The 26,408-nt window shown below is 71.8% G+C and carries 26 protein-coding genes; 9 read left to right on the top strand and 17 right to left on the bottom strand.

From position 1 onward, the window contains the following. Nucleotides 1–38 precede the first annotated feature (38 nt). Complete coding sequence (locus tag AB0E07_RS11365) at nt 39–800, top strand: GAF and ANTAR domain-containing protein (protein WP_362248680.1); 762 nt, start codon at nt 39–41, stop codon at nt 798–800. 235 nt (nt 801–1,035) lie between these two features. Here AB0E07_RS11365 and AB0E07_RS11360 read toward each other — a convergent pair whose 3' ends face one another. The 12 genes from AB0E07_RS11360 to AB0E07_RS11305 all read right to left on the bottom strand — a co-directional run bounded on the left by AB0E07_RS11360 (nt 1,036) and on the right by AB0E07_RS11305 (nt 12,150). Further along, nucleotides 1,036–1,701 carry a class F sortase gene (locus AB0E07_RS11360; protein ID WP_362248677.1) on the bottom strand — a complete coding sequence of 222 codons (666 nt, stop codon included), beginning with the start codon at nt 1,699–1,701 and terminating at the stop codon, nt 1,036–1,038. Nucleotides 1,702–1,703: 2 nt separating this feature from the next. Then, on the bottom strand, nt 1,704–2,237 hold the full coding sequence (locus AB0E07_RS11355) for a hypothetical protein (protein WP_362248674.1): 534 nt from the start codon (nt 2,235–2,237) through the stop codon (nt 1,704–1,706). A 103-nt stretch (nt 2,238–2,340) separates the two neighbouring features. Then, on the bottom strand, nt 2,341–3,120 hold the full coding sequence (locus AB0E07_RS11350; RefSeq protein ID WP_362248671.1) for an HAD-IIA family hydrolase: 780 nt from the start codon (nt 3,118–3,120) through the stop codon (nt 2,341–2,343). A 184-nt stretch (nt 3,121–3,304) separates the two neighbouring features. Then, the gene (locus AB0E07_RS11345; RefSeq protein WP_362248668.1) at nt 3,305–4,402 is read right to left on the bottom strand and encodes a 2-aminoethylphosphonate ABC transporter substrate-binding protein; all 1,098 of its coding nucleotides are present in this window, start codon (nt 4,400–4,402) and stop codon (nt 3,305–3,307) included. Between the two features lie 56 nt (nt 4,403–4,458). Next, nucleotides 4,459–5,256, bottom strand: a complete 798-nt coding sequence (locus AB0E07_RS11340; protein ID WP_362248665.1) for an ABC transporter permease subunit — start codon at nt 5,254–5,256, stop codon at nt 4,459–4,461. Continuing rightward, nucleotides 5,243–6,151, bottom strand: a complete 909-nt coding sequence (locus AB0E07_RS11335; RefSeq protein WP_362248662.1) for a 2-aminoethylphosphonate ABC transporter permease subunit — start codon at nt 6,149–6,151, stop codon at nt 5,243–5,245. Before AB0E07_RS11335 ends, AB0E07_RS11340 begins: the two co-directional genes overlap by 14 nt. After that, nucleotides 6,141–7,199 carry an ABC transporter ATP-binding protein gene (locus AB0E07_RS11330; RefSeq protein WP_362248660.1) on the bottom strand — a complete coding sequence of 353 codons (1,059 nt, stop codon included), beginning with the start codon at nt 7,197–7,199 and terminating at the stop codon, nt 6,141–6,143. Before AB0E07_RS11330 ends, AB0E07_RS11335 begins: the two co-directional genes overlap by 11 nt. Continuing rightward, a complete protein-coding gene (locus AB0E07_RS11325) occupies nt 7,196–7,828 on the bottom strand; it encodes an HAD family hydrolase (RefSeq protein ID WP_362249067.1) in 633 nt (210 codons plus the stop codon). Before AB0E07_RS11325 ends, AB0E07_RS11330 begins: the two co-directional genes overlap by 4 nt. A gap of 119 nt (nt 7,829–7,947) precedes the next feature. Further along, nucleotides 7,948–9,072 (bottom strand): TIGR03364 family FAD-dependent oxidoreductase, encoded by a 1,125-nt coding sequence (locus AB0E07_RS11320; RefSeq protein WP_362248657.1) that lies wholly within the window; start codon nt 9,070–9,072, stop codon nt 7,948–7,950. Between the two features lie 142 nt (nt 9,073–9,214). After that, nucleotides 9,215–9,970 carry a GntR family transcriptional regulator gene (locus AB0E07_RS11315; RefSeq protein WP_362248654.1) on the bottom strand — a complete coding sequence of 252 codons (756 nt, stop codon included), beginning with the start codon at nt 9,968–9,970 and terminating at the stop codon, nt 9,215–9,217. Between the two features lie 161 nt (nt 9,971–10,131). Beyond that, the gene (locus tag AB0E07_RS11310) at nt 10,132–10,926 is read right to left on the bottom strand and encodes an LPXTG cell wall anchor domain-containing protein (protein WP_362248651.1); all 795 of its coding nucleotides are present in this window, start codon (nt 10,924–10,926) and stop codon (nt 10,132–10,134) included. Nucleotides 10,927–11,037: 111 nt separating this feature from the next. Next, a complete protein-coding gene (locus AB0E07_RS11305; protein WP_362248647.1) occupies nt 11,038–12,150 on the bottom strand; it encodes an ROK family transcriptional regulator in 1,113 nt (370 codons plus the stop codon). A 47-nt stretch (nt 12,151–12,197) separates the two neighbouring features. On the opposite strand from AB0E07_RS11305, the gene AB0E07_RS11300 reads away from it, so the two are divergent. Then, complete coding sequence (locus tag AB0E07_RS11300) at nt 12,198–13,265, top strand: Gfo/Idh/MocA family oxidoreductase (protein ID WP_362248644.1); 1,068 nt, start codon at nt 12,198–12,200, stop codon at nt 13,263–13,265. Next, complete coding sequence (locus tag AB0E07_RS11295) at nt 13,262–13,777, top strand: heme-degrading domain-containing protein (RefSeq protein ID WP_362248641.1); 516 nt, start codon at nt 13,262–13,264, stop codon at nt 13,775–13,777. Before AB0E07_RS11300 ends, AB0E07_RS11295 begins: the two co-directional genes overlap by 4 nt. A gap of 65 nt (nt 13,778–13,842) precedes the next feature. Here the strand turns inward: AB0E07_RS11295 and AB0E07_RS11290 are convergent, their stop codons facing one another. From AB0E07_RS11290 to AB0E07_RS11275, 4 genes are all read right to left on the bottom strand, one after another. Then, nucleotides 13,843–14,694, bottom strand: coding sequence for a fumarylacetoacetate hydrolase family protein (locus tag AB0E07_RS11290; RefSeq protein WP_362248638.1), 852 nt, complete (start codon nt 14,692–14,694; stop codon nt 13,843–13,845). Nucleotides 14,695–14,940: 246 nt separating this feature from the next. Beyond that, nucleotides 14,941–15,627: a YidC/Oxa1 family membrane protein insertase gene (locus AB0E07_RS11285; RefSeq protein WP_362248636.1), complete on the bottom strand. Its 687-nt coding sequence runs from the start codon at nt 15,625–15,627 to the stop codon at nt 14,941–14,943. A gap of 106 nt (nt 15,628–15,733) precedes the next feature. Continuing rightward, nucleotides 15,734–16,051, bottom strand: coding sequence for a DUF6412 domain-containing protein (locus tag AB0E07_RS11280; RefSeq protein ID WP_362248633.1), 318 nt, complete (start codon nt 16,049–16,051; stop codon nt 15,734–15,736). 54 nt (nt 16,052–16,105) lie between these two features. Next, nucleotides 16,106–16,870 (bottom strand): class E sortase, encoded by a 765-nt coding sequence (locus AB0E07_RS11275; RefSeq protein ID WP_362249065.1) that lies wholly within the window; start codon nt 16,868–16,870, stop codon nt 16,106–16,108. A gap of 224 nt (nt 16,871–17,094) precedes the next feature. Here AB0E07_RS11275 and AB0E07_RS11270 point away from each other — a divergent pair, with 224 nt between their 5' ends. Together AB0E07_RS11270 and AB0E07_RS11265 are read left to right on the top strand one after the other, a co-directional pair. After that, nucleotides 17,095–18,567, top strand: a complete 1,473-nt coding sequence (locus AB0E07_RS11270; protein WP_362248630.1) for a glycoside hydrolase — start codon at nt 17,095–17,097, stop codon at nt 18,565–18,567. Between the two features lie 111 nt (nt 18,568–18,678). After that, nucleotides 18,679–19,710 (top strand): SEC-C domain-containing protein, encoded by a 1,032-nt coding sequence (locus tag AB0E07_RS11265; RefSeq protein WP_362248626.1) that lies wholly within the window; start codon nt 18,679–18,681, stop codon nt 19,708–19,710. A gap of 48 nt (nt 19,711–19,758) precedes the next feature. On the opposite strand, the gene AB0E07_RS11260 is transcribed toward AB0E07_RS11265, so the two are convergent. After that, nucleotides 19,759–20,226: an SRPBCC family protein gene (locus AB0E07_RS11260; RefSeq protein ID WP_362248623.1), complete on the bottom strand. Its 468-nt coding sequence runs from the start codon at nt 20,224–20,226 to the stop codon at nt 19,759–19,761. 164 nt (nt 20,227–20,390) lie between these two features. Here AB0E07_RS11260 and AB0E07_RS11255 point away from each other — a divergent pair, with 164 nt between their 5' ends. The 4 genes from AB0E07_RS11255 to AB0E07_RS11240 all read left to right on the top strand — a co-directional run bounded on the left by AB0E07_RS11255 (nt 20,391) and on the right by AB0E07_RS11240 (nt 26,362). Next, entirely contained in the window at nt 20,391–20,795 is a 405-nt protein-coding gene (locus AB0E07_RS11255) for a very short patch repair endonuclease (protein WP_362249062.1), read from the top strand. Between the two features lie 99 nt (nt 20,796–20,894). Then, nucleotides 20,895–22,427, top strand: coding sequence for an ATP-binding protein (locus AB0E07_RS11250; protein WP_362248620.1), 1,533 nt, complete (start codon nt 20,895–20,897; stop codon nt 22,425–22,427). Next, nucleotides 22,420–23,394, top strand: a complete 975-nt coding sequence (locus tag AB0E07_RS11245) for a PD-(D/E)XK motif protein (protein ID WP_362248617.1) — start codon at nt 22,420–22,422, stop codon at nt 23,392–23,394. Before AB0E07_RS11250 ends, AB0E07_RS11245 begins: the two co-directional genes overlap by 8 nt. Before the next feature lie 22 nt (nt 23,395–23,416). Then, nucleotides 23,417–26,362, top strand: coding sequence for a Z1 domain-containing protein (locus tag AB0E07_RS11240; RefSeq protein WP_362248613.1), 2,946 nt, complete (start codon nt 23,417–23,419; stop codon nt 26,360–26,362). Nucleotides 26,363–26,408 lie beyond the last annotated feature (46 nt).

Raw genomic sequence — 26,408 nt, 5'->3', positions numbered from 1 at the left:
GGCGAGCGGGGAGGCCGTGGGGGAAGGGGGTGGCGGGCATGCGAGGCACCGACCGGGAGGCCCGGCTGGCGGCGGCCCTGGTGGCGGCGGCGGACACCCTGACCGCCTCGTTCGAGGCCACCGAACATCTGCGGCGGGTCGCGGACCACTGTGTGGAGCTGCTCGGCGCGCGGGCCGCCGGGTTCATGCTGATCGAGCGGGGCGGGACGGTGTCCCTGGCGGGCAGCACCCGCCCTCCCGGCCTCGCGCTCGACCTGCTCCGGGCGCAGACCGGCGGCGGGCCCGGTCCGGACGCCTACGGCAGCGGGCGGCCGGTGCCGCCGGTCCCGCTCGGCCTCGCGCACGCGCGGGGGCGCTGGCCGCTGTTCACCGAGCGGGCGCTGCGGCACGGGGTCGCGGCGACCTTCGCGGTACCGCTGCGGCGTCGCGCGCGCCTGCTCGGCGCGCTGAACGTGTTCGCGTCGGCGCCGCCCGGGGGTGCGGCGGGCGGTGGCGGGGAGCTGCGGCTGGCGCAGGCGCTGGCCGACGCGGCGGCCGTGGGCCTGGAGAACCACCGTGCGTACACGCGGTGCCGGACGCTGGCGGGCCAGTTGCAGGAGGCGCTGTCCAGCAGGGTGCGGGTCGAGCAGGCCAAGGGCATGCTCGCCGAGCGCTGGGGGACCCCCGCGGACCACGCCTTCGTGGCGCTGCGGCGGTACGCGCGGCGGCACCGGCTGGCGCTGGACCTGGTGGCGCAGGCCGTGATCGACCGGGCCCTCGACGACGCCGAGTTGCGGTACGAGCCCGGGGACACGGCCTAGCACGGCGGGAGGGGGCCTGGCGTGGCCCGGGGTGCGGTCCTCTAGGCCGCGGCGCACATCCGTTCTACAGTCGTAGCGGACGGCCCCAGCCCCCGGCCTCCTCGCTCCCCGTGGTGTTCATCAGAGCCTCCCGTGCCTGCCGCTGGACTACTCCCGCAGTCCGAGCGCGCGCGGTCGAGGACCAGCCCGGTCGGCGGCTTCAGGGGAGCGGGTCGTCGACCGGGCCCGGTGGCCGTCACAGTCCCGTTCCCGTGAGGTAGGCCGAGACCACGACGTTCGCGGTGTAGCTGCGGCTGGCCCGGTCGAAGGTGCCGCCGCAGGTGATCAGCCGCAGTTCGGCGCGGCCCGGTTCACGGGCGGCGTAGGCGCGGGCGGCGTCGAAGCCGGCCCGGTCGAGGACCTGGACGTCGTCGACGGTGAACTCGGCGACCCGCCCGTCGTCGCGGATCACCCGGACCGTCTCCCCCGGCTTCAGCGCGCTGATCTTGTAGAAGACGGCGGGCCGGGTCTCGGTGTCGACGTGTCCCACGAGGAGTGCGGCTCCGGTGGCGCCGGGTGTCGCGCCGGCCGCGTACCAGCCGACGACACCGGGCTGGTCGAAGGGCGGCGGGTCGACGGCGCCCTCCGGGTCGAGGCCGCGGGCCACCACCGGCGCCTGGACGGCGATGCCGGGTATGTCCACCCGCTGGGGGAGGGCCTCCCCCAGCGGGCTGGCCGCGGGCGGCAGTTCACCGCCGGGCGGGCGGCCCACCGCCGCCATGTCGCCGGTGGTGGGCGCGGAGGTGCCGGGGTGGACGTCGGTGACCTCGCGGCCCCACAGCCACAGCCCGAGCAGCAGCATGGTCCAGGCGGTGACCGTCACCACCCGGCCGGAGAAGGAGAAGCGGTCGGATCCGGACACGGTCAGGCCGTTCCGCGTCTCCGGCGGGCGCTTCTGAGCGCCACGGCCGTCGCCGCCGCCGAGGCGAGGAGCAGGCCGACCACGGCGTGCGTGGTGCCGGGCCCGCCGGACCCCTCGGCGTCCTCGGCCGCGAGGTCGACGGCGGAACCACCGCCGCCGGCCTTCACCGGGGCGACCGGTGAGGCGGGCGTGGACGGGGTGTGGCCGACCGGCATCGACACGGTGTGCCGGGCGTCCCCGCAGGTGACGGTGACGTCGTAGGCGCCGATCTCCAGCGAGGACCGGACGCGGCTCTCGCCGACGAGGGTGCCCTCGCCGTCGGTGACCGTGAGCTTGACGTCGCTGACGAACGCGGCCGAGACGGCGCTCGCCGTCTTCTCCGAGCAGCCCGTCATCCGCAGCGCCACGTCGCCGCCGGGGGCCGGCGAGGCGGGGTTGACCGAGAGGCCGCCCCCGTCCGCCGCGTGTGCGGCCGGTCCGAGCGCCGTGAAGGCGACCACCAGCCCTGTACAGAGAGTGACTTTCAGTGAGCCCATCGTGAACCTCCAGTTACCTGGAGCGTCCTCCTGGGTGACGGACCCCGCATCCTCAGCGGGGTCCCACTGCTCCGTCCGGGTTGTGTTCGCCTCCCGGGGGTTTTCAGATCCGCTCGACCAGGTCGGCGATGGAGTCGACGATCCGGGAGGGCCGGTACGGGAAGTTCTCCACCTGCTCGGGCCGGGTCAGGCCGGTGAGCACGAGGTACGTCTGCATCCCGGCCTCGATGCCGGCCAGGACGTCGGTGTCCATCCGGTCGCCGATCATGGCGCTGGTCTCGGAGTGGGCGCCGATCGCGTTCAGACCGGTGCGCATCATCAGGGGGTTGGGCTTGCCCGCGAAGTAGGGCTGCTTGCCGGTCGCCTTGGTGATGAGGGCGGCCACCGCGCCGGTGGCGGGGAGCGGGCCCTCGGTGGAGGGGCCGGTCTCGTCGGGGTTGGTGGCGATGAAGCGGGCGCCTTCGTTGATCAGCCGGACGGCCTTGGTCATCGCCTCGAAGGAGTAGGTGCGGGTCTCGCCGAGGACGACGTAGTCGGGCTCGTGGTCGGTGAGGATGTAGCCGATGTCGTGCAGGGCCGTGGTCAGACCGGCCTCGCCGATCACGTACGCCGAGCCGCCGGGACGCTGGTCGTCGAGGAACTGGGCGGTGGCCAGCGCCGAGGTCCAGATCGCCTCGATCGGCACCTCAAGGCCCATGCGCCGGAGCCGGGCGTGCAGGTCGCGCGGGGTGTAGATGGAGTTGTTGGTCAGTACCAGGAACGGCTTTCCCGATTCGCGCAGCTTCTTCAGGAAGGCGTCGGCGCCGGGAATCGGAACACCCTCGTGGATCAGGACACCGTCCATGTCGGTGAGCCACGACTCGATGGGCTTGCGGTCTGCCATGTGCGGACTCCAGGCGTACGTGCGGGATGAGCTGGGGCGCCGGAACCACGGCGTACCGACGCCCTCAGCCTAGTCAGGAAGTACTGACCTTGACCCCGTCGATCACCCGGTACCGGTTGTCGGCACCGGTGCTGACGAGAGACGCGTTCACCGGGCGTACCCGGGAGGGCGCGGTGTCGCCGGGTCAGTTGCCGGTGGCGGACTTCCAGTGGTCGACGTAGTCGGTGAGGTTCTTCTCTATGTCGTCCCAGTCGGGCTCGAAGACCTCGACGTCCTTGATCAGGGCGTTCAGGGCGATGGCGTCGGCGTCGACCGCCTTGACGTCCTGGCGGGCTGCGAAGCCGCCGCCGATCTCGCTGACCTGCTGCTGTGCCGTGCGGCTGAGCATGTAGTCCAGAAGCTTCCTGGCGTTCTCGGAATGCGGGGCGTCGGTGACCAGACCGGCCGCGTACGGCAGCGCGAACGTCGTCGGCTCGCCGCCCTCCTTCGCGGGGAACCAGATCCCGAGGTTGGGCATGTCCTTGGACTGTGCGTAGTTCATCTGCACATCGCCGTTGGCGACGAGCAGTTCGCCCTTGTCGACCTTGGGGGCGAGCTTGCCGGTGGAGGCGGAGGGGCCGACGTTGTTGGACTGGAGTGCGCCGAGGTAGTCCAGCGCGGCCTGTTCGCCGCCGAAGTCGTGCATCGCCTTGATGAGGACGGCGGTTCCGTCACCGGCGACACCGGGGGTGGAGTACTGGAGCCTGTCCTCGTACCGGGAGTCGAGCAGTTCCTCCCAGGTCGCCGGGGCCCGGTCCAGCTCCTTCTTGTTGTAGACGAACCCGAAGTAGTTGTTGACCACGGAGGTCCAGGTCCCGTCGGGGGACTTGTCGGCGCCGCCGACCTGGTCGGCGCCGGCGGGCACGTACTTCTGGAGCAGCCCCTTGGCGTCGGCCTGCTGGATGAACGGGGGCAGGGTGACCAGTACGTCGGCCTGCGGGTTGCTCTTCTCGCGGGCGGCGCGCTGCACCATCTCGCCGGAGCCGCCCTCCACGTACTCGACCTCGATGCCCGTCTCCTTCTCGAAGTCGGCGAAGATCCGGTCGTACCAGCCGTCGCCGTTCTCCCCCTTCAGGCCGTCAGCGCTGTAGACGGTGACGGTCTTCGCGTCGGCGGCGGAGTCTCCGCCGCAGGCGGTCAGCGTGGGAGCGGCGAGCAGCGCGAGGGCTACGGCGAGCGTGCGGCGGTGTCCGGGCGGGACGCTGCCGGACAGGACGCTGCCGGACGGGACGTTTCTGGGCATGGCGAGGCGAACTCCTTGCACGGTTGGGGTGGGCGGCCGGCCGGTGTGCCGGTCGGTCAGCGGTAGGAGGCTTGGGTGCGCACGCGGGACACGGCGAGCAGGACCAGCAGCGTCGCCGTCATCAGGACCACGGCGACGGCGGACCCGGTGAACAGGGCGCCGCGGTCGGTGGCCGCGTGGATCAGGACCGGAAGCGGGGTCCAGTCCGGCGGATAGAGCATCATCGTGGCGCTCAACTCCCCCATGGACAGGGCGAAGCAGAGGCCGGCGGCGGCGGACAGGGACGGCAGCAGCAGCGGAAGCCGTACCCGCCGCAGCACGTAGGAGGGGCTCGCCCCGAGGGAGGCGGCGGCCTGCTCGTAGGCGGGGTCGAGCCGGGTCAGCGCGGCCGACACCGACTGGTGGGCGAAGGCGGTGACCAGCACGGTGTGGGTGACGATCACGATCCACCGGGTGCCGTTGAGCAGCATCGGCGGCTGGGAGAAGGCGACCAGGACGGCCAGTCCGACGACCACGGAGGGCACCGCGAGCGGCAGCACGAACAGCGCGTCGAGCAGGCGGCGGCCGCGGCGGCCCAGGGCCTGTGCGCTCAGCGCGGCCCAGGTTCCGGCGGCGAGCGCGATCAGGCTCGCGGTGGCGGCCGTGACCAGGCTGGTGGTCAGCGCCTGGAGGGCCTCGCCTCGGGTAGCGGCCGCGTAGTGCTCGGTGGTGGGGCCGGAGGGCAGGACGCCGGACCAGTGGGTGGCGAAGGAGGCGGCGAGGACCACCAGCAGCGGCAGCGCGAACAGGGGCAGGAAGAGCAGGCCGAACAGCGCCCACACGGCCCACCTGGCTCCGCGGCTATGCACCAGCACGACGGCTCACCACCCGGTACAGGCCGTACAGGCCGACGGAGATCAGGACGTTGACGACGGCGACCACGCAGGCGCCCGGGTAGTCGGACTCCAGGATCGCCTTGCCGTAGACGAGGGCGGGCAGGGTCGTGACGCCCTTGGCGCCGGTGAAGAGCACGATGCCGAACTCGTTGAGGCAGAGCACCAGGACCAGTCCGGCGCCGGCCGCGAGGGAGGGCAGCGCCTCGGGCAGGATGATCCGCCGCACGATCCTGGGCGCCCGCGCGCCGAGGGAGGACGCCGCCTCCAGTTGCGCGGTGTCGAGCTGGGCGAACGCGGCGAGCAGCGGGCGCATCACGAACGGCGTGAAGTAGGTGATCTCGGCGAGCAGGACGCCCCAGGGCGTGGCCAGGAACCGGAAGGGCCCCTCGGCGGCGCCGGTGACGGACGTCCACGCCCCGTTCGCCATGCCGACGGTGCCGTAGACGAACAGCAGGGCGAGGGTGATGAGGAAGGAGGGGAAGGAGAGGAAGACGTCCACGAACCGGGAGACCGTCCGGGCCCCGGGGAACGGGACGAAGGCGATCACCAGGGCCAGCAGGAAGCCGAGGACCACGCATCCGGCGGTGGCGGCGAGCGCCAGCCAGACCGTGGTCCACAGTGCCTCACGGAAGGACTCGGAGGCGAGGACCTCGGTGTAGGGCGCGAGGGAGGTGCCGCCGGTGTCGGGCCGGAAGGACTGCCGGACGACGAGGGCGAGCGGGTAGAGGAAGAAGAGGGCGAGGAGCCCGACCGGGGGCAGCGCCCACAGCCAGGGCCGCATCCGGGCGGGGAGCGGGCGCACCCGGAGCGGGCGGTGCGGGGCGGGCCGCACCGCCGCGGGTTCAGCCGTCATCGCCGCGGGTTCAGCCGTCATCGCCGCTCACCCCCGCGGGCAGCAGTACGGCGTCCTCCGGGGCGAAGTGCACGGTGACCGGGTCGCCGAGGGCGGGCGGGTCGCGCAGTTCGCGCAGGTCGGCCATGACCCGGTGCCCGTCGACGTCGACGTGGAGGCGGTGCGTGGGGCCGCGCCACTGGAGTTCGGCGAGGGTGCCGCGCAGCCGGTTGGGGCCCTCCCCCAGCCCCACCAGGTGGGGCCGTACGCACAGGGTGGCCGCCGCTCCGGGCGCGATCCGCGCGGTGTCGACGTCGATCCCGGTCCCCGCGAAGGAGGCGCCGCCCGAAGTCACCTTCACCGGAAGCAGGTTGGCGTTGCCGACGAAGGAGGCGGTGAACTCGTCGGCCGGCGCCCGGTACAACTCCCGCGGGGTGCCGCAGGACTGGAGCCGGGCGCTGTCCATGACGGCGATCCGGTCGGCGAGGGTGAGCGCCTCGACCTGGTCGTGGGTGACGTACAGGAAGGAGACGTCGGGGAGTTCGCGGTGCAGGCGGGCCAGTTCGGCGAGCATGCCGGAGCGCAGGCGGGCGTCGAGCGCGGAGAGCGGTTCGTCCAGGAGCAGGACGGAGGGCCGCACGGCGAGGGCCCGCGCGATGGCGACGCGCTGCTGCTGGCCGCCGGACAGCTCCCGGGGGTGGCGGCGGGTGTAGGCGGCCATGCCGGTCATCTCCAGCGCCTCGGCGACCCGTTCGCGGAGCTCGGCGCGGGGCACCCGGCGGGCCTTGAGGCCGAAGGCGACGTTCTCCTCGACGCGCAGGTGCGGGAAGAGCGCGTACTGCTGGACGACCATGCCGATGCCGCGCCGGTGCGGGGGCAGGCCGGTGACGTCCCGGTCGCCGAGGAGGACCCGCCCCGCGGTGGGCCGTACGAATCCGGCGACCGCCCGCAGCGCGGTGGTCTTGCCGGATCCGGACGGCCCGAGCAGGGCCATCACCTCGCCGGGCGCGACGGTGAGGTCCAGGGAGTCGAGGACGACCTGGCCGTCGTAGGCGACGGTGACGCCGTCGAAGCGGATGCCGCTGTTCATGCGAGGAGGTCCGGCAACTGCGCGACGGAGTCGAGGACTTGGCCGGCGCCGGCCGCGCGGAGCGCCGCGCGGTCGTGGGCGCCGGTGAGGACACCGGCGACCAGGCCGGCGCCCGCGCGGACGCCGCTGAGCATGTCGTAGGAGGTGTCGCCGACAACGGCGGTCTGCCGGACGTCGTCCGCGGCGGCCGTGCGCAGGAAGGCGCTGAGCACCATGTCCGGGTACGGGCGTCCGCGGCCCCCCGCGTCGGCCGGGCACAGCGTCAGCGGGACCAGGTCCCGCCAGCCGAGCGCGTCGAGGATGGCGTCCTGGGTGGGGCGGGCGAATCCGGTGCTCAGGACCACGGTCCGGCCCTGGGCGGTGAGCTTCTCGATGGCCTCGCGGGCTCCGGGTACGGGCGCGATCCGGCCCTCGTCGACGAGGTGGGCGTAGGCCGCCTCGAAGGCGGTGTTGGCCGCCCGCGCCTTCGCCTCGTCGCCGAACAGGTGCCGGAAGACGGAGATCTTGGACTCGCCCATGGTGGCGCGGACGTGGTCGAGCATCGGGGCGGGGTCGGCGCCGAGGTGCCGCGCGGCGGCGGCGAACGCCTGCTCTACGAGGCCGCCGTCGGCGACGGTGGTACCGGCCATGTCGAGGACGACGAGCCGGATGTCGTGGGGGTCGTCGGGGTCGTGGGCGCGGTCTGGTTCGCGCGCGCGGTCTGGTTCGCGGATGCGCTGGGTGTCGTGGGTGTGGTTGGTCATGTCTGTCACCAGCCCAGTTCGTTCGCGGTGGTCTCGGCTATCGCGGGCGAGCAGGTCATGCCGCGCCCGCCGGGCCCGGTGACCAGCCACACCCCGTCGCGCACCTGCCGGCGGTGGACGACACGGGCGGGGTCGGTGCACTGGGCGTACACGCCCGCCCAGCGGCGCCGCACCTTGGGCAGCGGGCGGCCGAGGAAGGATTCGACGACCTCGGTGAGGTGGTCGTAGGGGTCTTCGAGGGTGTCGAAGGCGAAGGGGTGCTCGTACTCGTGGGTGTCCCCGATGGTCAGTCCGCCGTCGGCGCGCTGGACCATGAGCAGCTGCATCCGGTGCCGGGCGGCGGTCTCGGTCTGCGGCTGCCCGGCGCCGAGCGCGTCGAGGGCGCCGCCGCCGTAGGCCGGGTAGTAGCGGAAGCTGTCGGCGTCGGCGACCGAGGTGGTGAGCGGTTCGCCCAGCGGGTCGGTCTGCATCATCTGGAGGCGGACCCGGCGCACCGGCAGTCCGGGGCCGGCCAGTTCGCGGACGAGTCCGCCGAGCCAGGCGCCGGTGCACAGCACGACGACGTCGCCGCGGTGCACGTCGCCGTGGTCGTCGCGGACCGCGCCGGGGCCGGTGACCTCGCGGACCTCGCGGCCGGGCAGGAAGGTGTACCTCGGCGACCTCAGCAGCTCCTCGCGCAGGGCGAGTTGGGCGGTGCGGGGCTCCACGGCGGCGTCCCGCTCGCAGTACAGGGCGGCGGTGAACGTGCCGCGCAGGGCGGGGTTCAGGGCGCGGGCCTCGGCCGGGGTGAGCAGCTTGTGGCCGCGGGCGGCGGCGTCCGGCGCGGCGACCGCCGCCTCGGCGACGGCGAGTTCGAGGTCGCCGCGGACGGGCGTGAGGGAGCCGTTGGCCCGGAAGCCCAGCCCCGGCACCCGGGCGCCGATCTCCTCCCACAGTTCGCGGGCGCGCAGGGCGGTCCGCAGCTCCTCGCCCGCGGCACGGCCGCTGACCCAGATCTGGCCGAAGTTGCGCAGTGAGGCACCGCGGGCCTCCGCCTCGCGCTCGATCTGTACGACCTCATGGCCGCGTTCCACTGCCTGCCGGGCGTGCAGGGTGCCCACCACGCCCGCTCCGACGACTATCACTCTCACGACGGCAACGCTCCTCGGACTCGGGGAACCGGAATGGTCCGGCTACCAACGGGAGCGTGAACGACCCATCACGTTTGGGCTAGACCCGTTATCGTTTCGTGATTCTACAAGGCGGGTCAGAAGGGTGCTTTTCAGCCGATTGTCAGCCGCTCAGATGGGCGCTGAAGGAGAAGCGGTCGCCTCGGTAGAGGGTGCGGACGCGCTCCAGGGGCTCACCGGAGGTGTCCCGGGAGATCCGGTGGATCAGCAGCATCGGCAGGGCGGGCGGGGTGCCGATGAGCAGGGCCTCGCGGGGGGTCGCGAGCACGGTCTCGATGCGCTCGTCGGCGTCCCCGAAGGCGATGCCCTCGGAGTGGAGGTAGGCGTAGAAGGAGGAGTCGGGGTCGAAGGCGGTGTCCAGACGGGGCACCCGGGCGACCGCCACGTAGGTGCTCTCCAGGCCGACCCGCTCCTCGTCGGCGAGCAGGACGCGCTCCAGGTGCCAGACCGGTTCACCGCGGGTCAGCCCGGTCTCCGCGGCGAGCGCCTCGGGGCAGGGGAAGCGGTCGAGGGTGACGAGGGTACGGCCGGGGGTGCGGCCCTGCCTGCGGACGCCCTCGGTGTAGCTGGCGAGCGACAGCGGCTGCTCCAGCTTCGGCCCGGCCACCACGGTGCCGCGGCCCTGCCGGCGCAGCCTGCCCTCCAGCACCAGTTCGCGCAGCGCCTGCCGTACGGTCTCGCGGGCGACGTCGTACTCCTCGGAGAGGTCCCGCTCGGTGGGGATGGCGCTGCCCTCGGGAAGGTCCGCCAGCAGCCGGTCGATGCGCGCCTTGACCGCGTAGTACTTCGGGATGCGTCCGTGCTCGGGGATGCCGGAGCGGACGGGGGCGCCGGGAGCCTGGTCGTTCGGGTAGTCCACGCAAGGGATCGTCGCAGACCGGCCCGCCCGGTTCGGCGGCGCCTCCGCGGGAGCAGCGGCCGGTTCGGCGGCGCCTCCCCGGGGAGCAGCGCCCCGTTCAGCGGCGCCTCGGCAGAAGCAGCACCCGAGTCAACGACGCCTCCGCAGAAACAGCACCCGAGTCAACGACGCCTCCGCAGGAACAGCAGCGCGGAACCGGCGGCGACGAGCAGCGCGGCGACGGTCCCGGCGACGGCGGTGGGGGTACCGGTGCTGGCCAGTTCCTCCCCGGCGAAGTCCAGGGGCGGCGGGGTCGCCCCGGCGGAGGTACCCGGGTCCGCTCCCCCGGTGGCCTCGCCGTCCGGGGAGGTGGGCCGGGGTGCGGAGGTGGCGGCGGGTCCGGTGGCGGCGGGCTCGGTGGCCACGGGGTCCGTTCCGATGCCGAAGCGGTAGTCGCCGCTCTGACCGATCCACTCCCCGTCGTCGTCGTGGCGCTGCACCACGGCGGCGTTGACGGTGACGCGGTTGGGCGCGGCCTCGGAGGTCAGCGCGAGCCGGACCTTCACGCTGACGGTCTCTCGGGGACCCACGGTGAATCCGGGGAACCCCTCGAAGGGGCCGACGAGTTCGTCCTCGTCGGTGGTCTCGAAGCGGACCGGGTGGGCCCGGCCGCCGGCGTAGAACTCCAGTTGGGGCTGGTCGGGCTCCAGGGCGCGCCGCTCGTCGACGAGGACCACGACGGGGTGGACATCACGACAGGTCAGGCCGGTCTTGTTGGTGAGGTCGAGATACCAGGTGCCGTAACCGCCGCCGGGTTCGTAGCGGTCGGGGCCCCCGCGGATCTCGGTGCTTAACGGGAAGGTCCGGCCGTCGGAGCCGGTACAGGTGTCCCCCGGGTCGGCGGCGTGCGCCACGCCCGGCGCGCCGAGCAGGGCGAGGCCGAGGAGCAGAGGGGCGGCGGAATCAGACAGTCGCATGAACACATGACCATGCCGGAGGGGGTGGCCCCTCCGGGTCAGCCACCCCGTACGGCCCCGCAAGTCCCCTCGATCAGAGCAGCGGCAGCACCAGCAGGGGGCGCCGCCCCGTCACCCCTCGCCCCGCCCGAACAGCGGCGCCAGCAGCAACTGCGCCGCCCCCTCGGCGACCTCCCGCCCATCGCCCGGCGCCAGCCGTACCGGCACCGCGGCCTCCCCCGTCCGCCGGCCCCGTTCCGCCAGCACCGACGCCGCCCCGCCCACGAAGCACTCCGGCCGGGCCGCGACCGTACGGCCGCCCAGCAGCACCACGTCGATGTCCAGCAGCGCCACCAGGTTCGCGGCGCCGGTGCCCAGCACCCGGGCGGCCTCCTCGAAGTCCTCCCGGCCCACGGCGGCCAGGCACAGGGCCTCCACGCAGCCCCGGTTGCCGCAGTCGCAGACGGGACCGTCGAGCTGGAGGATCTGGTGCCCGAACTCCCCCGCCCCGGTCCGCGCCCCGCGGTGCACGACACCGCCGAGCACCAGCCCCCCGCCGAGCCCCGCCCCGAAGTGCAGATAGGCGAAGGACTCACCGACCCCGCCGACCGCGAGCCCGAGAGCGGCGGCGTTGGTGTCCTTGTCGACCACCACCGGCACCGCGAGGGCCCGCTCCAGCTCCGCGCGGAGCGGAAAGCCGTCCCAGTCGGGGAAACCGGTGACCCGGTGCAGCACCCCGCGGGCGTGGTCCAGCGGGCCGGGCAGGCCGACGCCGACCCCGAGCAGGGTGCCCAGCGGCCGGCCCGCGACCAGCGCGGTGACCTCGCGCACCACCCCCGCCACCACCGCGGGCTGGCCCGCGCCCAGGTCCAGCGGGGCGGACCGCTCGGCCACCACCGTCCCGGTCAGGTCCACCAGCACCGCCCGCAGCGCGTCCCGGTCCAGGTGCACGCCCACCGCGTGTCCGGCCCCGGGCACCAGGCGCAGGGCCGTGCGCGGCTTGCCGCCGGTGGACGCCCGCCGGCCCGCCTCGGCCGCGAGTCCGTCCGCCCGCAGCCGCGCGGTGATCTTGCTGACGGCCTGCGGGGTCAGCCCGATCCGCTCGGCCACCTCCAGCCGGCTGATCCCGTCCGGACCGGCCGCCCGCAGCAGGTCGAGGACGAGCGCGTCGTTGTGCCCGCGCAGCACCGGAAGGTTCACCCCCGCCGCGCCACTGATTCCCTTTGTACTGCTCACGCCCCCCATTCTGCCCTCCGCTTGCACTTTCGCAACAGCGTTGCGAAAGTAGGGGCATGACTGGCACTCCCCTCCGCACCGGCCTGATCGGCTACGGCCTCGCCGGCTCCGTCTTCCACGCCCCGCTGATCGCCGCCGCCGAGGGCCTCGTCCTCGACACGGTCGTCACCGCCAACCCGGAACGGCAGGAGCAGGCCCGCGCCGCGCACCCGGGCGTCCGGGTCGCCGCGACCGCCGACGAGCTGTTCGCCCGCGCCGACGAGCTCGACCTGGTCGTCATCGCGTCCCCGAACAAGACGCACGTCCCGCTGGCCACCGCCGCCCTCAAGGCCGGCCTGCCGGTCGTCGTGGACAAGCCGGTCGCCGGCACCGCCGCCGAGGCCCGTGACCTCGCCGCCCTCGCCGAGGAACGCGGACTGCTGCTGTCGGTCTTCCAGAACCGCCGCTGGGACAACGACTTCCTCACCCTGCGCAAGCTGATCGACGAGGGCGAGCTGGGCGACGTGTACCGGTTCGAGTCCCGCTTCGAGCGCTGGCGGCCCCAGCTCAAGGGCGGCTGGCGCGAGTCCGGCGACCCGGCCGAGATCGGCGGCCTCCTCTACGACCTCGGCAGCCACGTCGTCGACCAGGCGCTGGTCCTCTTCGGCCCCGCCGCCTCCGTCTACGCCGAGTCCGACGTCCGCCGCCCCGGCGCCGAGACCGACGACGACACCTTCATCGCGATCACGCACGCGAGCGGGGTCCGCTCCCACCTCTACGTCTCCGCCACCACCGCGCAGCTCGGCCCCCGCTTCCGGGTGCTCGGCTCGAAGGCGGGCTACGTCAAGCACGGCCTCGACCCCCAGGAGGCGGCCCTGCGCGAGGGCGAGCTGCCCGGCGACGGCTGGGGCACCGAGCCGGAGTCCCTGTGGGGCCGCGTCGGCGCCGGTGAGTCTCCGCTGACCGGCGAAGGCCGCGCCGAACCGACCCTGCCGGGCGACTACCCCGCGTACTATGCGGCCGTGGCCAGGGCCATCACCAGCGGCGGCGCCAACCCGGTGCCCGCCACTGAGGCGGCCGCCGCCCTCGACGTCCTGGAGGCGGCCCGCCGTTCGGCCCGCGACGGAGTGGTGGTGGCACTGTGACGCACAACACCGGGATCACCCCGAAGTTCACCCCGGAGATCACCCCGACCATCGAGGAGCTCCAGGCGCAGGAACACCGCCTGGTCTTCCGGGAGTTCACCCCCGACGACGCCTGGCGGCTCGGCTCGCTGCTGGTGGAGATGGCCCGCGAGCGCCAGGCCCCGGTCGCCGTCGACATCCACCGCGCCGGTCAGCAGCTCTTCCACGCCGCGCTGCCGGGCGCCACGCCCGACAACGACGCCTGGATCGCCCGCAAGCGCCGGGTCGTCGAGCGCTACCAGTCCTCGTCCTACCTGGTCGGTGCCCGTGCCCGTGCCAAGGGCACGACCTTCGAGGAGTCCGCCCGCCTCGATCCCGACACCTACGCGGCGCACGGCGGCTCCTTCCCGCTCACCGTGGAGGGCGTCGGCGTGATCGGCGCGATCACGGTCAGCGGGCTGCCGCAGCTGGAGGACCACCGGTTCGTGGTGGCGGCGCTGGAGGAGTACCTGGCGAAGGACGACCGGGCCTGACCGGGTCGTCGTCCGGAGCGGTGTGAGGTCCCCGGCCGTACGCCGGGGACCTCACCACACCCCTCTCACGCGTCCTTGAACTCCTGGCGCTGGCGCCCGAGTCCGTCGATCTCCAGCTCCACCACGTCCCCGGCCCGCAGGAACGGCTTGGGCTCCGGCTGCCCGAGCGCCACGCCCGCCGGCGTACCGGTGTTGATCACGTCCCCCGGGTACAGGGTCATGAACTGGCTGACGTAGCGGACGACTTCACCCACCGGGAAGATCTGCTCGGCGGTCGTGCCGTCCTGCTTCAACTCCCCGTTGACCCACAGCCGCAGCCGCAGGTCCTGCGGGTCGGGCACCTCGTCCGCGGTCACCAGCCAGGGGCCCAGCGGGTTGAACGTCTCGCAGTTCTTCCCCTTGTCCCAGGTCCCGCCCCGCTCGATCTGGAACTCCCGCTCCGACACGTCGTGCGCGACCGCGTACCCGGCGACATGCCCGAGCGCCGCCTCGGCCGACTCGACGTAGCGGGCCGTACGCCCGATGACGACGGCCAGCTCGACCTCCCAGTCGGTCTTCACCGAGCCGCGCGGGACGAGCACCGTGTCGTGCGGACCCACGACCGTGTCCGGTGCCTTGAAGAAGACGACCGGCTCGCCGGGCGGCTCGGCCCCCGTCTCGCGGGCGTGGTCGTGGTAGTTCAGCCCGATGCACACGATCTTGCCGATCCGCGCCAGCGGCGGCCCGACGCGCAGCCCCGCCGCGTCCAGGACCGGCAGCCCACCGGCCGTGGCACGGATCCGGGCGAGCGCCTCGTCGTCGGCGAGCAGCCCTCCGTCGATGTCCGGCACGACGCCCGACAGATCGCGCAGGACGCCCTCGGCGTCGAGCAGCGCGGGCCGCTCCGCTCCGGCCGTACCGACTCGCAGCAGCTTCATGGTCACAATCTCCCTCGATCGCGGGGGCGCCCGCCGACGGGTGCAGCCATCGGCGGACTTGGCCGATCCTCCAAGTTCGAGGTCCAGTCCGCAATACCCGGTTCACGTACTGGACCGCGGGTCACCGGTAGAACGCGGGTCACGGCAAGACCGCGGGTCGCCGATACAGCGCGGGTCACCGGTAGAACGCGGGGCACGGACGGCACGCGGGTCACCGGTAGAACGCGGGCACGGACGGCACGCGGGTCACCGATAGAGCGCGGCCCGTTCCACCGCGCTCCAGGTCGAGCTGGTGACCACGTACAGCGCGGCGGCGAGCGGTACGACGGCCACGGTGACCAGCGTGAAGAAGGAGATGAACGGCATCACCTTGGCGACCGCGCCGGCCCCCGGGGTGTCCAGGGGCGCGGAGCCGGCCAGGACCACCTTGCTGCGGCGGAAGTTGAACAGGGCGACCCCGAGGACGAGGAGGAACAGCGCCGGATACACGAACCCGGCCGCCCCGCCCAGGGCCAGGGCGTCGGTGAAACGGCCGCCGAGGGGCGCGGTGAACAGCTCGTGGGCGAGGAGTTCATTGGCACGGCCGCCGATCTCCTGGCTGGAGAAGAGGTGATACAGCAGGATGAAGGCGGGCGCCTGAAGCAGTCCGGGCAGGCACCCGGCGAGCGGCGACACCTTGTGCTCGGTGTGCAGTTCCAGCACGGCCCGCTGGAGCCGCTCGGGGTTCTTGGCGTGCTTGCGGCGCAGTTCGGCGAGTTGCGGCTGGAGCGCGGTGCGGGCCTTCTGCCCGCGGGCGGCGGCACGGGACAGCGGGTGCACGAGCAGCCGGACGAGCGCGGTGAACAGGACGATCGCGGCGGCGGCCGCCGAGCCGTGGAAGAGGGGCTGGAGCAGCTCGGCGAGCTGCTCGACAAGGCGCGCGAAAACGGACATGGGTGAGCCCTCCGGGGGTCCCGTCGTGCCGGATGAGGAAACAGCGGCATGACGACCCGCGCGAGGTCGGACAACGTGGAAGCGGTGCTTGCCCTGCTGTACGGCCCTACGCGGCGGTCGCCGGGAGGGCGCGTCCGGGGGCCCGGGGACGGGTGCGGCCCCTGGCGTCGGGGTCGCGCTGCGGGAGGAACGCGGTACGGCGGGCCCGGTCACGGATGGCCGTACGGACCCGGGTGGGCGGCACGGCGGGCGCGGAGCGCGCGGCGATCAGCGAACAGACGGCGAGCGCGGAACCGGCCGCGGCGGTGGCGGCCAGGGCGACGGTCGCGAAGAGGCCGCCGGATTCGAGCAGCAGGACGTCGAGGAGGACGGCGAGGAGGACGAGGACGGGCCGCAGTGCGGGCCAGCGCGCGAGGGTCACCATCGTGCCACCCCCTCCCCGTCCCGCATGTCGACTCGACCGTGGGTCCGTTATACCTCAACGCGGCCGCATGGAGCTGAGCGTCCCCCACACCACGAGGCGGTACCGGGAGGTGTACTCGGGCGTGCACGTGGTGAGGGTGATGTAGTACCCGGGCTCGCGGTAGCCGCGCCCGGGATGGACGAGACTGCGGGGCACGGCCCGGATGACCCCGGTGTCCCGCGCGGAGGTCTGCGCCAGCACCTGGTCGACGGTGTACGTGTACACGGCGGCCCCCGTCTCGACGACGATCTCGTCCCCCTCCCCGAGCCGGTCGAGCCGCCGGAAGGGCTCGCCGTGGGTGTTGCGGTGCCCGGCGAGGGCGAAGTTGCCGGGCCGGCCGGGCTGTTGGGTGCGCGGGTAGTGGCCGACGTACCCCTGGTCGAGGACCCCGCCCCTGCTGACTCCCTCGGCGACCGGGACGCGCAGGCCGAGGGCGGGGACGGAGAGGATGGCGTAGGCGAGGGAGCGGTCGGGCGGGGTGTCCGGGGCCGTGGGCCGACCGGCCGGACGCCGGGAGGGTTCCGGGGCGGGGTCCGGCCGATCCGGCTGCGGCCCCGGCTCCTCGGAAGGGCCGGTGGCCGCCCACTCCCGTTCCAGCGCGGCGACCCCGCGGCCGGCCTCCGCCCTGGCCTCGCGGTTGGTCCACCACAGCTGGTGGACGACGAGGAGCAGCAGGACGAGCCCGACGGTGACGAGCAGTTCGCCGCCGGTCCACAGCACCCGCCGGCCGAGGGCGCGCCGCCGCCGGGTCCCGTACCGGACGACGCGGGCTCGGCGCATCACGGACGCCTCCTTCACGGACGCCTCCTTCACGGTCGCCCCGGCGCTCCGCGGGAGCCCGAACGATAGGCGGAAGTCCTCCAAGTCACCAGAGCCATGGCGCCCGTTCGAGACTTCGTACACCGGTTTTAGAAAGGGCTGTCGAAACCCTCGACAAGCCCCCGACCGCCCCCCGATGCTTCCTGATGGCATGTACGGGACAGGCCATCCAGAGCGGAGAAGTCATGATCCGACGCAGAACTCTGCTGGCGGCGACGGGCGGAGCGGTCCTGGGCGGCGCCCTGGCCACGGGCGCCGCGCACGCGGACGCGACCATCGCGGTCAACCCCGGTACCCGGTACGGCACCTGGGAGGGCTGGGGCACCTCCCTGGCCTGGTGGGGCAATGTCTTCGGCACCCGCGACGACTTCGCCGACCTGTTCTTCACGACCAAGTCCGTCACCTACAACGGCACTTCGCTCCCCGGCCTCGGCCTGAACATCGCCCGCCACAACCTCGGCGCGTGCAGCTGGAACAGCGTCAACGGCGAGACGATGACCGTGTCGCCGAACATCCCCGCCTTCAAGCAGATCGAGGGCCACTGGCAGGACTGGTCCAACGAGGACCCGGCGTCCTCGGCCTGGGACTGGACCGCGGACGCGACCCAGCGCGCGATGCTCCAGAAGGCCGTACAGCGCGGAGCCGTCACCGAACTCTTCGCCAACTCCCCCATGTGGTGGATGTGTTACAACCACAACCCGTCCGGCGCCGCGGACGGCGGCAACAACCTCCAGACCTGGAACTACCGCCAGCACGCCTCCCACCTGGCCGCGGTCGCCCTGTACGCGCGAACGAACTGGGGCGTGAACTTCGCGACCGTCGACCCCTTCAACGAACCGGCGTCCAGCTGGTGGACCGCCACCGGCACCCAGGAGGGCTGCCACCTCGACCCGGCCGTCCAGGCGGCCGTACTGCCCTACATGCGCAGCGAGTTGGACAAGCGCGGCCTGACCGGCGTACGGATCTCGGCCTCGGACGAGACCAACTACGACACCGCGCGCAGCACCTGGGCCGCCTTCGGCGCCTCGACGAAGGCACTGGTCGCGCAGGTCAACGTGCACGGCTACCAGGGCACGGGCGGGCGCCGGGACCTGCTGTACACGGACGTGGTGACGACCTCCGGCAAGAAGCTCTGGAACTCCGAGACCGGCGACAGCGACGGCACCGGCCTGAGCATGGCCCGCAACCTCTGCTACGACTTCCGCTGGCTGCACCCGACCGCCTGGTGCTATTGGCAAGTGATGGATCCCTCGACGGGCTGGGCGATGATCGCGTACGACGCGAACACCCTCCAGCCGACCACCGTCCAGCCCAAGTACTACGTCATGGCCCAGTTCAGCCGTCACATCCGCCCCGGCATGACCGTCCTCGACACCGGCGTCAGCTACGCGGCCGCGGCCTACGACGCGACCGCCCGCCGCCTCGTCCTGGTCGCCGTGAACACCGCGACCACCGCCCAGACCCTCACCTTCGACCTCTCCCGCTTCACCACGGTCACCGGCGGCTCCGGCGGCCTGGTCCCGCGCTGGAACACGGTCACCGGAGGCGGGGACATGTACCGCGCGTACAACGACACCTACCTGAGCGGAAAATCGGTGAGCGTGCCGTTCGCGGCGGGCGCGGTGCAGACCCTGCACGTGGACGGGGTGACGATCTAGGAACGGGCACCCCTGCCGGACGGTGACGCCCCGGCGACGGGCAGCTGTACGAGGCGGGCCTGGCCTGCGGGTATCTCACGCTCGCCGGGCCCCCGCAGTACGGTGTCACCCATGCGCCCCGACACGCCTGCCGAGAACGTCGACCACACCGCCGAAGCGGCACGCCTGGAGCGGACCGCCGGACTGTATCCCGAGGACGCCGAAGCCCTGCTGCTCCAGGCCGCGGCCCATCTGGAACTCTCCGGCGACCGCCCCGCCGCGTCCACCCTCTACGACCGCCTGCTCTCCTCGGCGGGTGCGCTGGAGAGCCCCTACCTGGTGCGCGCCCTGAAGGCCGCGAACCTGTGGGAGTACGGCCACGAGGCGGAGGCCCGCGCGATCATCGACGGCGTCCGCGCGGCGGCGCCCCGCGATCCGGCCCCCTGGGTGATCGTGGCCGAGGCCCTGGAGTCGCACGACGAGCTCCAGGCGGCGCAGGAGACGTTCACGGAAGGCGTCCGACTGCTCCTGACGGACGTCCAGGAACCCCCGTACCCGACCCACCCGCTCCTCTACGGACGGCACCGGGTGCGCCGTATGCAGGGCGCGGCCCACGACGACTGGGACACCCTGGCGGACACGCTCCACCTCGCCCAGTCCTCCCCCACCTCGGGCGTCTCCCTCGACGAACTCCACGACCCCAAGCGGATCTGGTCCCTCGGCTCGGACAACCCGGCGGAACTCCAGGCGGAGATCTCCCGTCTGCGCGCGGAACTGGGCGCGTACCGCGAGGCGCTCTCCCGGCCCTTCCCGGTGGCGGTCCTGCACTGGCCGGCGACCGAGCTGGCGGAACTGCTGGAGGCGTACCCGCCGCTGGCCGAGGAGTACCCGTCCCACGACTCCCACCTCGCGACGATAGAGGCGTCGCTGCGCGAGCTGGCCGGCTCCGGCACCCCGAACCTGGGCATCGTCACGGGCACGGTCCCCTCGTACGAGGCGTTCGCGGCCTCGGAGGGCACGTCCCCGAGCGACAGCTCCCTCCTCCCCCAGTACGCGACCACCCTCGCGGCCCGCGGCCGGGCCACGGAGTGGCCGCCCCAGCGGGGGACGACCTGCTGGTGCGGGTCGGGCCGGGCGTACGGGGAGTGCCACGGGGCGGAGTGAGGCGAGGAGGGGGCCGGCCCCGGCCCCCTCTCCACCCGGGCTCAGCCCTTACCGCGCCCGGCCCTCCAGGGCCGCCGCCACGTCGTCGAGATCCTTCTCGATGGCCTTGCGGACGGCACGGGCGCCCACGGGCCCCATCACCTTGGCGAGCACGTTCATGATCCCGCCCCCGGTGGACGACGCGCCGAACGTCATCCGCACGGTGGTCGTCTCCGGCCCGTCCGCCCGCAGCTCCCACTCCGACACATAGTGGGACCCGTGCGACTCGGCCTCGACGACGTACCCCTCGGGCGCCTCGCACCGGGTCACCCACATCTCCTCGGTGGCGTCCTTCCCGAACATCCGCCGAGTCTCCCGCCACCGCGTCCCGACCCCGAACGCCCCGTCGGACAACACCTCGACCTTGGTGACCCCACTCAGGACGCGCTCCATCCCCACCAGATCGGTGAGCGCGGCCCACACGGTCTCGCGGGGCACGGCGATACGACGCTCGACTGTGACGCTTTTGCTGGTCATGGGTCCATGAAAGCAGTGGGGGTGCGTGACCGCGCGACGGCGGGGAGAGCCCGTACCGACCTTGTCGGTCGACTTCTCGCGCTCAAGACACCCGCGCCCCGCGCGCCGGCAGAATTGCCCTCGTGCCCCATGCCGTCCCGTCCTCCCCCGCCGTCTCCGCCCGGATGAGCAAGCAGAGTTCCCGCGACACGGCGCCCGAGGTCGCGGTCCGACGCCTGTTGCACGCGGCGGGCCTGCGATACCGGGTGAACGTGCCGGTACCCGGGATGCCTCGCCGCACGATCGACATCGTGTTCACCAGGGCCAGAATCGCGGTCTTCCTGGACGGTTGCTTCTGGCACGGCTGCCCTCAACACGCCACGCAACCCAAGGCGAACGCGGAGTGGTGGCGGAACAAGCTGGACAGGAACATGGCGCGCGACAGCGAGACGACCCGGCACCTGGAGGCGGCGGGCTGGACGGTGCTGCGCTACTGGGAGCACGAGAGCCCCGACGCGGTCGCCCGCTCCGTGGCCGCGGCGCGCAGGCTCGCCGTCGACGACCGGGACGGGCCGAACACCCCCGGCTGACCTCCCTGTCGGGCCAGACCCGGACCGACCACCCATTGTCCGACCCGCGCAATAGGGTCACCATTGATCGCATTATCGGCTGCACCTCGAGGCGAGTACATGACCACCGACTGGCAATTCGACGTTCCCACCGCCGGCAGCAAGCGTCTTCCCCCCGACGCGCGCTACATGGAGGCCCTGAGCAGTCAGGGCTACGGCTTCGAGGTGGCCGTCGCCGACCTGGTCGACAATTCGATCGACGCCGGAGCGAAGGACGTGGTGATCCACTTCCTTCGGGACGGCGACCAACTCGTCAGTCTCCTCGTGGTCGACGACGGCAAGGGCATGACGGACGAGGAACTGGACATCGCGATGACCGTCGGTGGTCGGCGCGACTACGCCGAGAACGCCCTCGGTATGTTCGGCACCGGCCTGAAGTCCGCCTCCCTCAGTCATGCCTCCTCCGTGACCGTCGTCAGCACCACCAAGCGCACCCGTGCCACGGGGCGCCGCTGGCTGATGGAGCGCGCCGTCGCCGGATTCGAATGCGACATCGTGGAGCCGTCGTACGCCCAGGCGCTCGTCGATCGGTACGCGGAGCGTCCCATCGTCTGGCAGGGCACCGTCATCCGATGGGACGGCGTGAAGGACTTCCCCAAGCACGGTGGGGGCGGTCAGACCGACCGCTACCTGCAACGCACCATCAACAAGCTCGGCCTTCACCTGGGTCTGTACCTGCACCGGTTCCTGGCACGGCCCGACTTCAACATCACGATCGCCGTCGAGGACGTACGAACGGGCACCGTCTACCTGGACTTCGGTGTCGAGCCCCTCGACCCCTTCGGCTACCCGGTGAGCGGTCACCCCGAGTACCCCCGCCGGTTCCGCGCGGCCCTGACCTCGGCCGGGGAGGTGTCGCTCTCGGCGCACGTGTGGACGCCGAAATCGAATCTCGACGAGTACAAGGCCGTCGGCTCCGTCACCGAACGGCAGGGCTTCTACTTCTACCGGCACGACCGTCTGGTCCAAGCGGGAGGGTGGAACAACTTCCGACAGCCCGAGCAGCATCTCTCCCTCGCCCGCGTCGCCATCGATCTGCCCGGCACCGCCAACGACGTCTTCCGGCTCACGGTGAAGAAGGCGGGTGTGGAGACCTCGCCCGAGTTCTCGGCCGCTCTGGAGAGCGCCGCCGACGCCGACGGCCGCACGTTCCTCGACTACTTGACCGAGGCGGACGGGGTCTATCGCGACGCGCGCAAGCGGGCAGGCACCACCCGCAGGGCCGTCATCCCTCCGGGCAAGGGGTTCGACCCCACCGTGCGCGAGACGATCGCCGACGAACTCCCCACGATCCCGCACGAGGAGCCGATCTCCATTCGTTGGCAGAAACTGGACAACAGCCTCTTCTTCGACATCGACCGCGGCATCCGCACCATCACGCTGAACCAGCACTACCGGACGGCCATCCTGGGCGGTCGCCGCGGCGGCCTCAACGACGCGCCCCTGCTGAAGTCCCTGCTCTACATCCTCCTGAACCAGGTCTTCGAGAAGGAGTACAGCGGCAGCCGCGAGAAGGACAACCTCCAGTTGTGGCAGTCCATCCTGGTCTCTGCGGCCCGTGCCGAACTCGACAAGGTGGTGGACGATGACTGACGGCCCTCACGTCGCGTGGACGGAGGTCGAGTACTTCCTCGGCCAGGGGCAGGCCACCACCTTCCCGCTCTCGCCTCCCTCGGCCCGTCCCCAGGTCTCCTACGTCGTCGGCCGCGGCGGACGGGACATAGCCCTGCTTGTGGAGCTCGATCGACGCCACCGCCCGCCACGCTCCTCGTTGCCCACGATCCAGATCGACCAGATCAAGGATCGGGCCGGCATGAGGCTGGCACGCATCAGCACGACCCAGGTCACGCTGATGCGCGACTTCCACGACCTGTTGACCGCGGTCGCGGACCGCATCGTGACGCACGGCCGTACCCTCGACCAGGCATTCGAGGAGACGGTACGGGCCTGGAGCGCGTTGCTCAGCCGCCCTCGTGGCCTGAGTACGCAGAAACGTCTCGGCCTGATGGGGGAACTGGCCACCATGCGCTGTGTCGCCGGCAAGCACGGTTGGGAGACCGCCGTCGAGGCATGGACCGGCCCCGAGGGCGAGGAGCACGACTTCGGCCTGCCGGACTACGACCTGGAGGTGAAGACGACGGCGGCGGAACGGCGACGCCACACGATCCACGGCATCGGCCAGCTCGACTCCGCCCCAGGACGTCCGCTGTGGTTCGTCTCCGTTCAACTCACGCGGGGCGGAGCCAACGGTCGGACTCTGTCCGACTGCGTCCGAGCCGTGCGTGCGGCCGTGGCGGAGCAGGCGCCCGCTTCACTGAATCGTCTGGACCGGCAGCTGGCGGCGTCGGGTTGGGCGGAGGACGTCCCCGACGACGAACGCTGGACGCCCCGGTCGGAGCCGAGGGTGCTCGACGCCCCGTCGTTGCCGCGCCTCGACACGTCGTCGTTCTCGGACTCGGCACGGGATCGCGTCACCGACGTCCAGTACACGATCGACGTCACCGGCCTCGACCCGACCCTCGAACCCCCCTCCGTAATGGCTGACTTCCGCCTCCCCTAAGAAGCTTCGAGGAACCCTCTCCATGAACAACGACGACGTCGTGCGCATCACGCTCCACAAATCGGCCCTCGGAGGGATGCAGGCCAACCGTCCCAAGAACCTTCAGCGCGCGCTCGCCTACCAGGCGGAGGACGAGGGCCCCGAGGCCGAACGCCTCGCCGACGAGGCGGACTTCCAGCACGCGCTCCGCGCCTCGCACTCCACGGACCAGTTGGTGGAGCTGTGGCGCAAGCAACTGACCCAGTGGGACTACGCGGAAGGCCCTGCCTGGTCCCACACCGACCCGCGCACCGATCAACGTCGAAGCGAGGTGTTCGACCTCCTGGGACTGCGGGAGGAGACCCGCCAACTGCTGTCCTCCTTGGTGCCGGTGCCGCACGCGTCGGGTGATGTGGTCATCAGCGATGACTTCACACCCTGGTACACGCCTCAGTCCCAGCAGGGGCGCAGTTGGTACTGGCCCGCCTACCGGCGCCTGCTGGAGGACAAGGGTTGGCCCGAGACCGCGGTGGCCGCGCTGGACACCGCCTCGGACCATGTCGTCGAGCGGCTGGCGAATCCGACCGACGAGGCCGCGTACCAGTCCAAGGGACTGGTCGTCGGATACGTACAGTCCGGAAAGACCGCCAACTTCACCGGCGTCATCGCCAAGGCGGTGGACGCCGGCTATCGCCTGGTCATCGTGCTCGGCGGCACGCTCAACCTGCTTCGTGCCCAGACGCAACGCCGCCTGGACATGGAACTGGTGGGACGCGAGAACATCCTGCGCGGAGCCGCCGAGTACGAGTCCGACTACGCGGACGACCCTGCCTGGTCCCAGGGGAAGTTCCTCTCCCACAAGGGACTTCCGTCGACTCTCGGCGCCTTCGACATCGTCCGCATGACGACCAGGGACAACGACTACAAGAGCCTCCTCCAGGGGATCGTCGCTCTCGAGTTCGAGAAGCGGGAGCCCGCGCTCCCGCTCCACCACCCGCAGAACCTGCACCGTTCCTCGGCACGTCTGATGGTCGTCAAGAAGAACAAGACGGTCCTCACCAAGCTCGTCCAGGACCTCAACAAGATCAAGACACCGCTCTCCGAGATCCCGGTCCTCATCATCGACGACGAGTCCGACGAGGCTTCGGTGAACACGGCCAACCTGAGCAAGCCCGACTCCGAGCGCACGGCCATCAACCAGAAGATCTCGGAACTCCTGCACATGCTGCCGCGGGCCCAGTACGTCGGGTACACCGCCACACCCTTCGCGAACGTCTTCGTCGACCCCGGCGACACCGAGGACATCTTCCCGAAGGACTTCATCGTGTCGCTGCCGCGCCCAGACGGGTACATGGGTGTGCAGGACTTCCACGACCTGGACTCCGTGATCCCGTACGCGGAGCGAACGTTCGCCAACTCGAACGAGAAGGCGCACGTACGCGACGTCGTCCTCGCGGACGACGAGGACGACACCGCCCTGCAGAAGGCCATGGACATGTTCGTCCTGTCCGCCGCGATGAAGCTCTATCGCGAGGAGAACGGCCTGGGTCACCGGTACTTCCAGCACCACACGATGCTCATCCACGAATCCGTCCGCACCCTGGCGCACCGCGAACTGCTGGGCCGGGTCACCAAGCTGTGGTGGGACGCCGGTTACACGGGAGCGGCAGGCCACGAGAGGCTGCGGAAGCTGTTCGAGACCGACCTCCTGCCGGTCTCCCTCGAGCGTGCCGACGGACACGCCGTCCCCGACACGTACGACGACCTCGCACGGCACATCGGAGCCGCCGCGATGCGGATCGGCGGGGACGATCAGCCGATCATCGTCGTCAACGGTGACAAGGACATCGAGACGGGCGAGGCGGACTTCGACAAGCGGTCCATCTGGAAGATCCTCATCGGCGGCCAGAAGCTCGCCCGCGGCTTCACCGTCGAGGGACTCACCGTCACCTACTACCGTCGCCGCACGAACAACGCCTCGACTCTGATGCAGATGGGCCGCTGGTTCGGCTTCCGCAACGGCTACCGGGACCTGGTGCGCCTGTACCTCGGGCGCGAGGAGACCATGGGCGCCAAGGAGGTCGACCTCTACGAGGCGTTCGAGGCGATCTGCCGTGACGAGGAGACCTTCCGCGGAGAACTCAAGCAGTACGCGGAACTCGTGGACGGCAGACCGCAGGTGACGCCCGCCCAGGTTCCGCCTCTCGTCTCGCAACACTTGTCGTGGCTGCCGCCGGCCAGCCGCAACAAGATGTTCAACGCGCAACTCGTCAAGAAGAGGTCTCCCGGGCAGTGGGAGGAACCCACCGCCTACCCCGAGAACGCTCCCGCTCTCCGTCACAACACCGGCCTGTGGTTGCCCGTGCTCGAATCCCTGTCGTCGACCCCGACCGACTTCGCCTACACGTACTCCGATGCGAGCCATCGGTTCAGTGCGCTGACCGGCCGTCTCACCGCGGACGAGTTCCTTTCCCTGGTCCGGTCCCTGATGTGGGGGGCGCCGTCGCAGTTCGCCCCCCATCTCGGCTACTTGGAGGAGATCTGCGGAACGGCGCACCCGGCCGTGGACGACTGGATCGTCCTCGCCCCTCAGCACGCGACGGGGAACAAGCGGGTCACGATCGGCACGTCGAGCCGGTCCTTCTCGTGGTTCGCACGAGAACGGCGGCGGGGCCCTCTCTTCGGAGCCATTCGGGACCCCAAGCACACGTCGGCCGCGTACCGCATCGCGGGCGCTCTCCCCGAGAGTGGCGACGCCGCCACCGAGGGGTACGTAGCGGAACGACGAGGGGCTGTGGTGCTCTATCCGATCGTCGAACCGCGGTATCGGGACGAGGCGGCGGGCTCCGGTGCGATCGACCCGAGCAAGCTGGTGATGGCCTTCTCCTTCGTGGCTCCGGCCTCCGCCCACGGCCGTGACGGCAAGGCCGTGGTCTTCACCACGATCAACTCCTCCGACGCCCCGATCATCACCAGGACGGAGAACTGATCTCCTGGCCTGATTCGTTCGTCCTGCGGGGCGCAGCACACCTGGT

Source organism: Streptomyces sp. NPDC048002 (assembly GCF_040653275.1).
Classification (GTDB): domain Bacteria; phylum Actinomycetota; class Actinomycetes; order Streptomycetales; family Streptomycetaceae; genus Streptomyces.
The sequence above is the reverse complement of the archived record's forward strand: the minus strand, read 5'-3'. Positions and strand labels throughout refer to the sequence as shown.

What these genes read in the sequence shown, in the direction of transcription:
- AB0E07_RS11365 (WP_362248680.1), top strand. Translation starts at nt 39, where the DNA reads ATGCGAGGCACCGACCGGGAGGCCCGGCTGGCGGCGGCCCTGGTGGCG.
- AB0E07_RS11355 (WP_362248674.1), bottom strand. Translation starts at nt 2,237, where the DNA reads ATGGGCTCACTGAAAGTCACTCTCTGTACAGGGCTGGTGGTCGCCTTC.
- AB0E07_RS11350 (WP_362248671.1), bottom strand. Translation starts at nt 3,120, where the DNA reads ATGGCAGACCGCAAGCCCATCGAGTCGTGGCTCACCGACATGGACGGT.
- AB0E07_RS11345 (WP_362248668.1), bottom strand. Translation starts at nt 4,402, where the DNA reads ATGCCCAGAAACGTCCCGTCCGGCAGCGTCCTGTCCGGCAGCGTCCCG.
- AB0E07_RS11335 (WP_362248662.1), bottom strand. Translation starts at nt 6,151, where the DNA reads ATGACGGCTGAACCCGCGGCGATGACGGCTGAACCCGCGGCGGTGCGG.
- AB0E07_RS11330 (WP_362248660.1), bottom strand. Translation starts at nt 7,199, where the DNA reads ATGAACAGCGGCATCCGCTTCGACGGCGTCACCGTCGCCTACGACGGC.
- AB0E07_RS11325 (WP_362249067.1), bottom strand. Translation starts at nt 7,828, where the DNA reads ATGGCCGGTACCACCGTCGCCGACGGCGGCCTCGTAGAGCAGGCGTTC.
- AB0E07_RS11310 (WP_362248651.1), bottom strand. Translation starts at nt 10,926, where the DNA reads ATGCGACTGTCTGATTCCGCCGCCCCTCTGCTCCTCGGCCTCGCCCTG.
- AB0E07_RS11305 (WP_362248647.1), bottom strand. Translation starts at nt 12,150, where the DNA reads ATGGGGGGCGTGAGCAGTACAAAGGGAATCAGTGGCGCGGCGGGGGTG.
- AB0E07_RS11300 (WP_362248644.1), top strand. Translation starts at nt 12,198, where the DNA reads ATGACTGGCACTCCCCTCCGCACCGGCCTGATCGGCTACGGCCTCGCC.
- AB0E07_RS11290 (WP_362248638.1), bottom strand. Translation starts at nt 14,694, where the DNA reads ATGAAGCTGCTGCGAGTCGGTACGGCCGGAGCGGAGCGGCCCGCGCTG.
- AB0E07_RS11285 (WP_362248636.1), bottom strand. Translation starts at nt 15,627, where the DNA reads ATGTCCGTTTTCGCGCGCCTTGTCGAGCAGCTCGCCGAGCTGCTCCAG.
- AB0E07_RS11280 (WP_362248633.1), bottom strand. Translation starts at nt 16,051, where the DNA reads ATGGTGACCCTCGCGCGCTGGCCCGCACTGCGGCCCGTCCTCGTCCTC.
- AB0E07_RS11275 (WP_362249065.1), bottom strand. Translation starts at nt 16,870, where the DNA reads ATGCGCCGAGCCCGCGTCGTCCGGTACGGGACCCGGCGGCGGCGCGCC.
- AB0E07_RS11270 (WP_362248630.1), top strand. Translation starts at nt 17,095, where the DNA reads ATGATCCGACGCAGAACTCTGCTGGCGGCGACGGGCGGAGCGGTCCTG.
- AB0E07_RS11265 (WP_362248626.1), top strand. Translation starts at nt 18,679, where the DNA reads ATGCGCCCCGACACGCCTGCCGAGAACGTCGACCACACCGCCGAAGCG.
- AB0E07_RS11260 (WP_362248623.1), bottom strand. Translation starts at nt 20,226, where the DNA reads ATGACCAGCAAAAGCGTCACAGTCGAGCGTCGTATCGCCGTGCCCCGC.
- AB0E07_RS11255 (WP_362249062.1), top strand. Translation starts at nt 20,391, where the DNA reads ATGAGCAAGCAGAGTTCCCGCGACACGGCGCCCGAGGTCGCGGTCCGA.
- AB0E07_RS11250 (WP_362248620.1), top strand. Translation starts at nt 20,895, where the DNA reads ATGACCACCGACTGGCAATTCGACGTTCCCACCGCCGGCAGCAAGCGT.
- AB0E07_RS11245 (WP_362248617.1), top strand. Translation starts at nt 22,420, where the DNA reads ATGACTGACGGCCCTCACGTCGCGTGGACGGAGGTCGAGTACTTCCTC.
- AB0E07_RS11240 (WP_362248613.1), top strand. Translation starts at nt 23,417, where the DNA reads ATGAACAACGACGACGTCGTGCGCATCACGCTCCACAAATCGGCCCTC.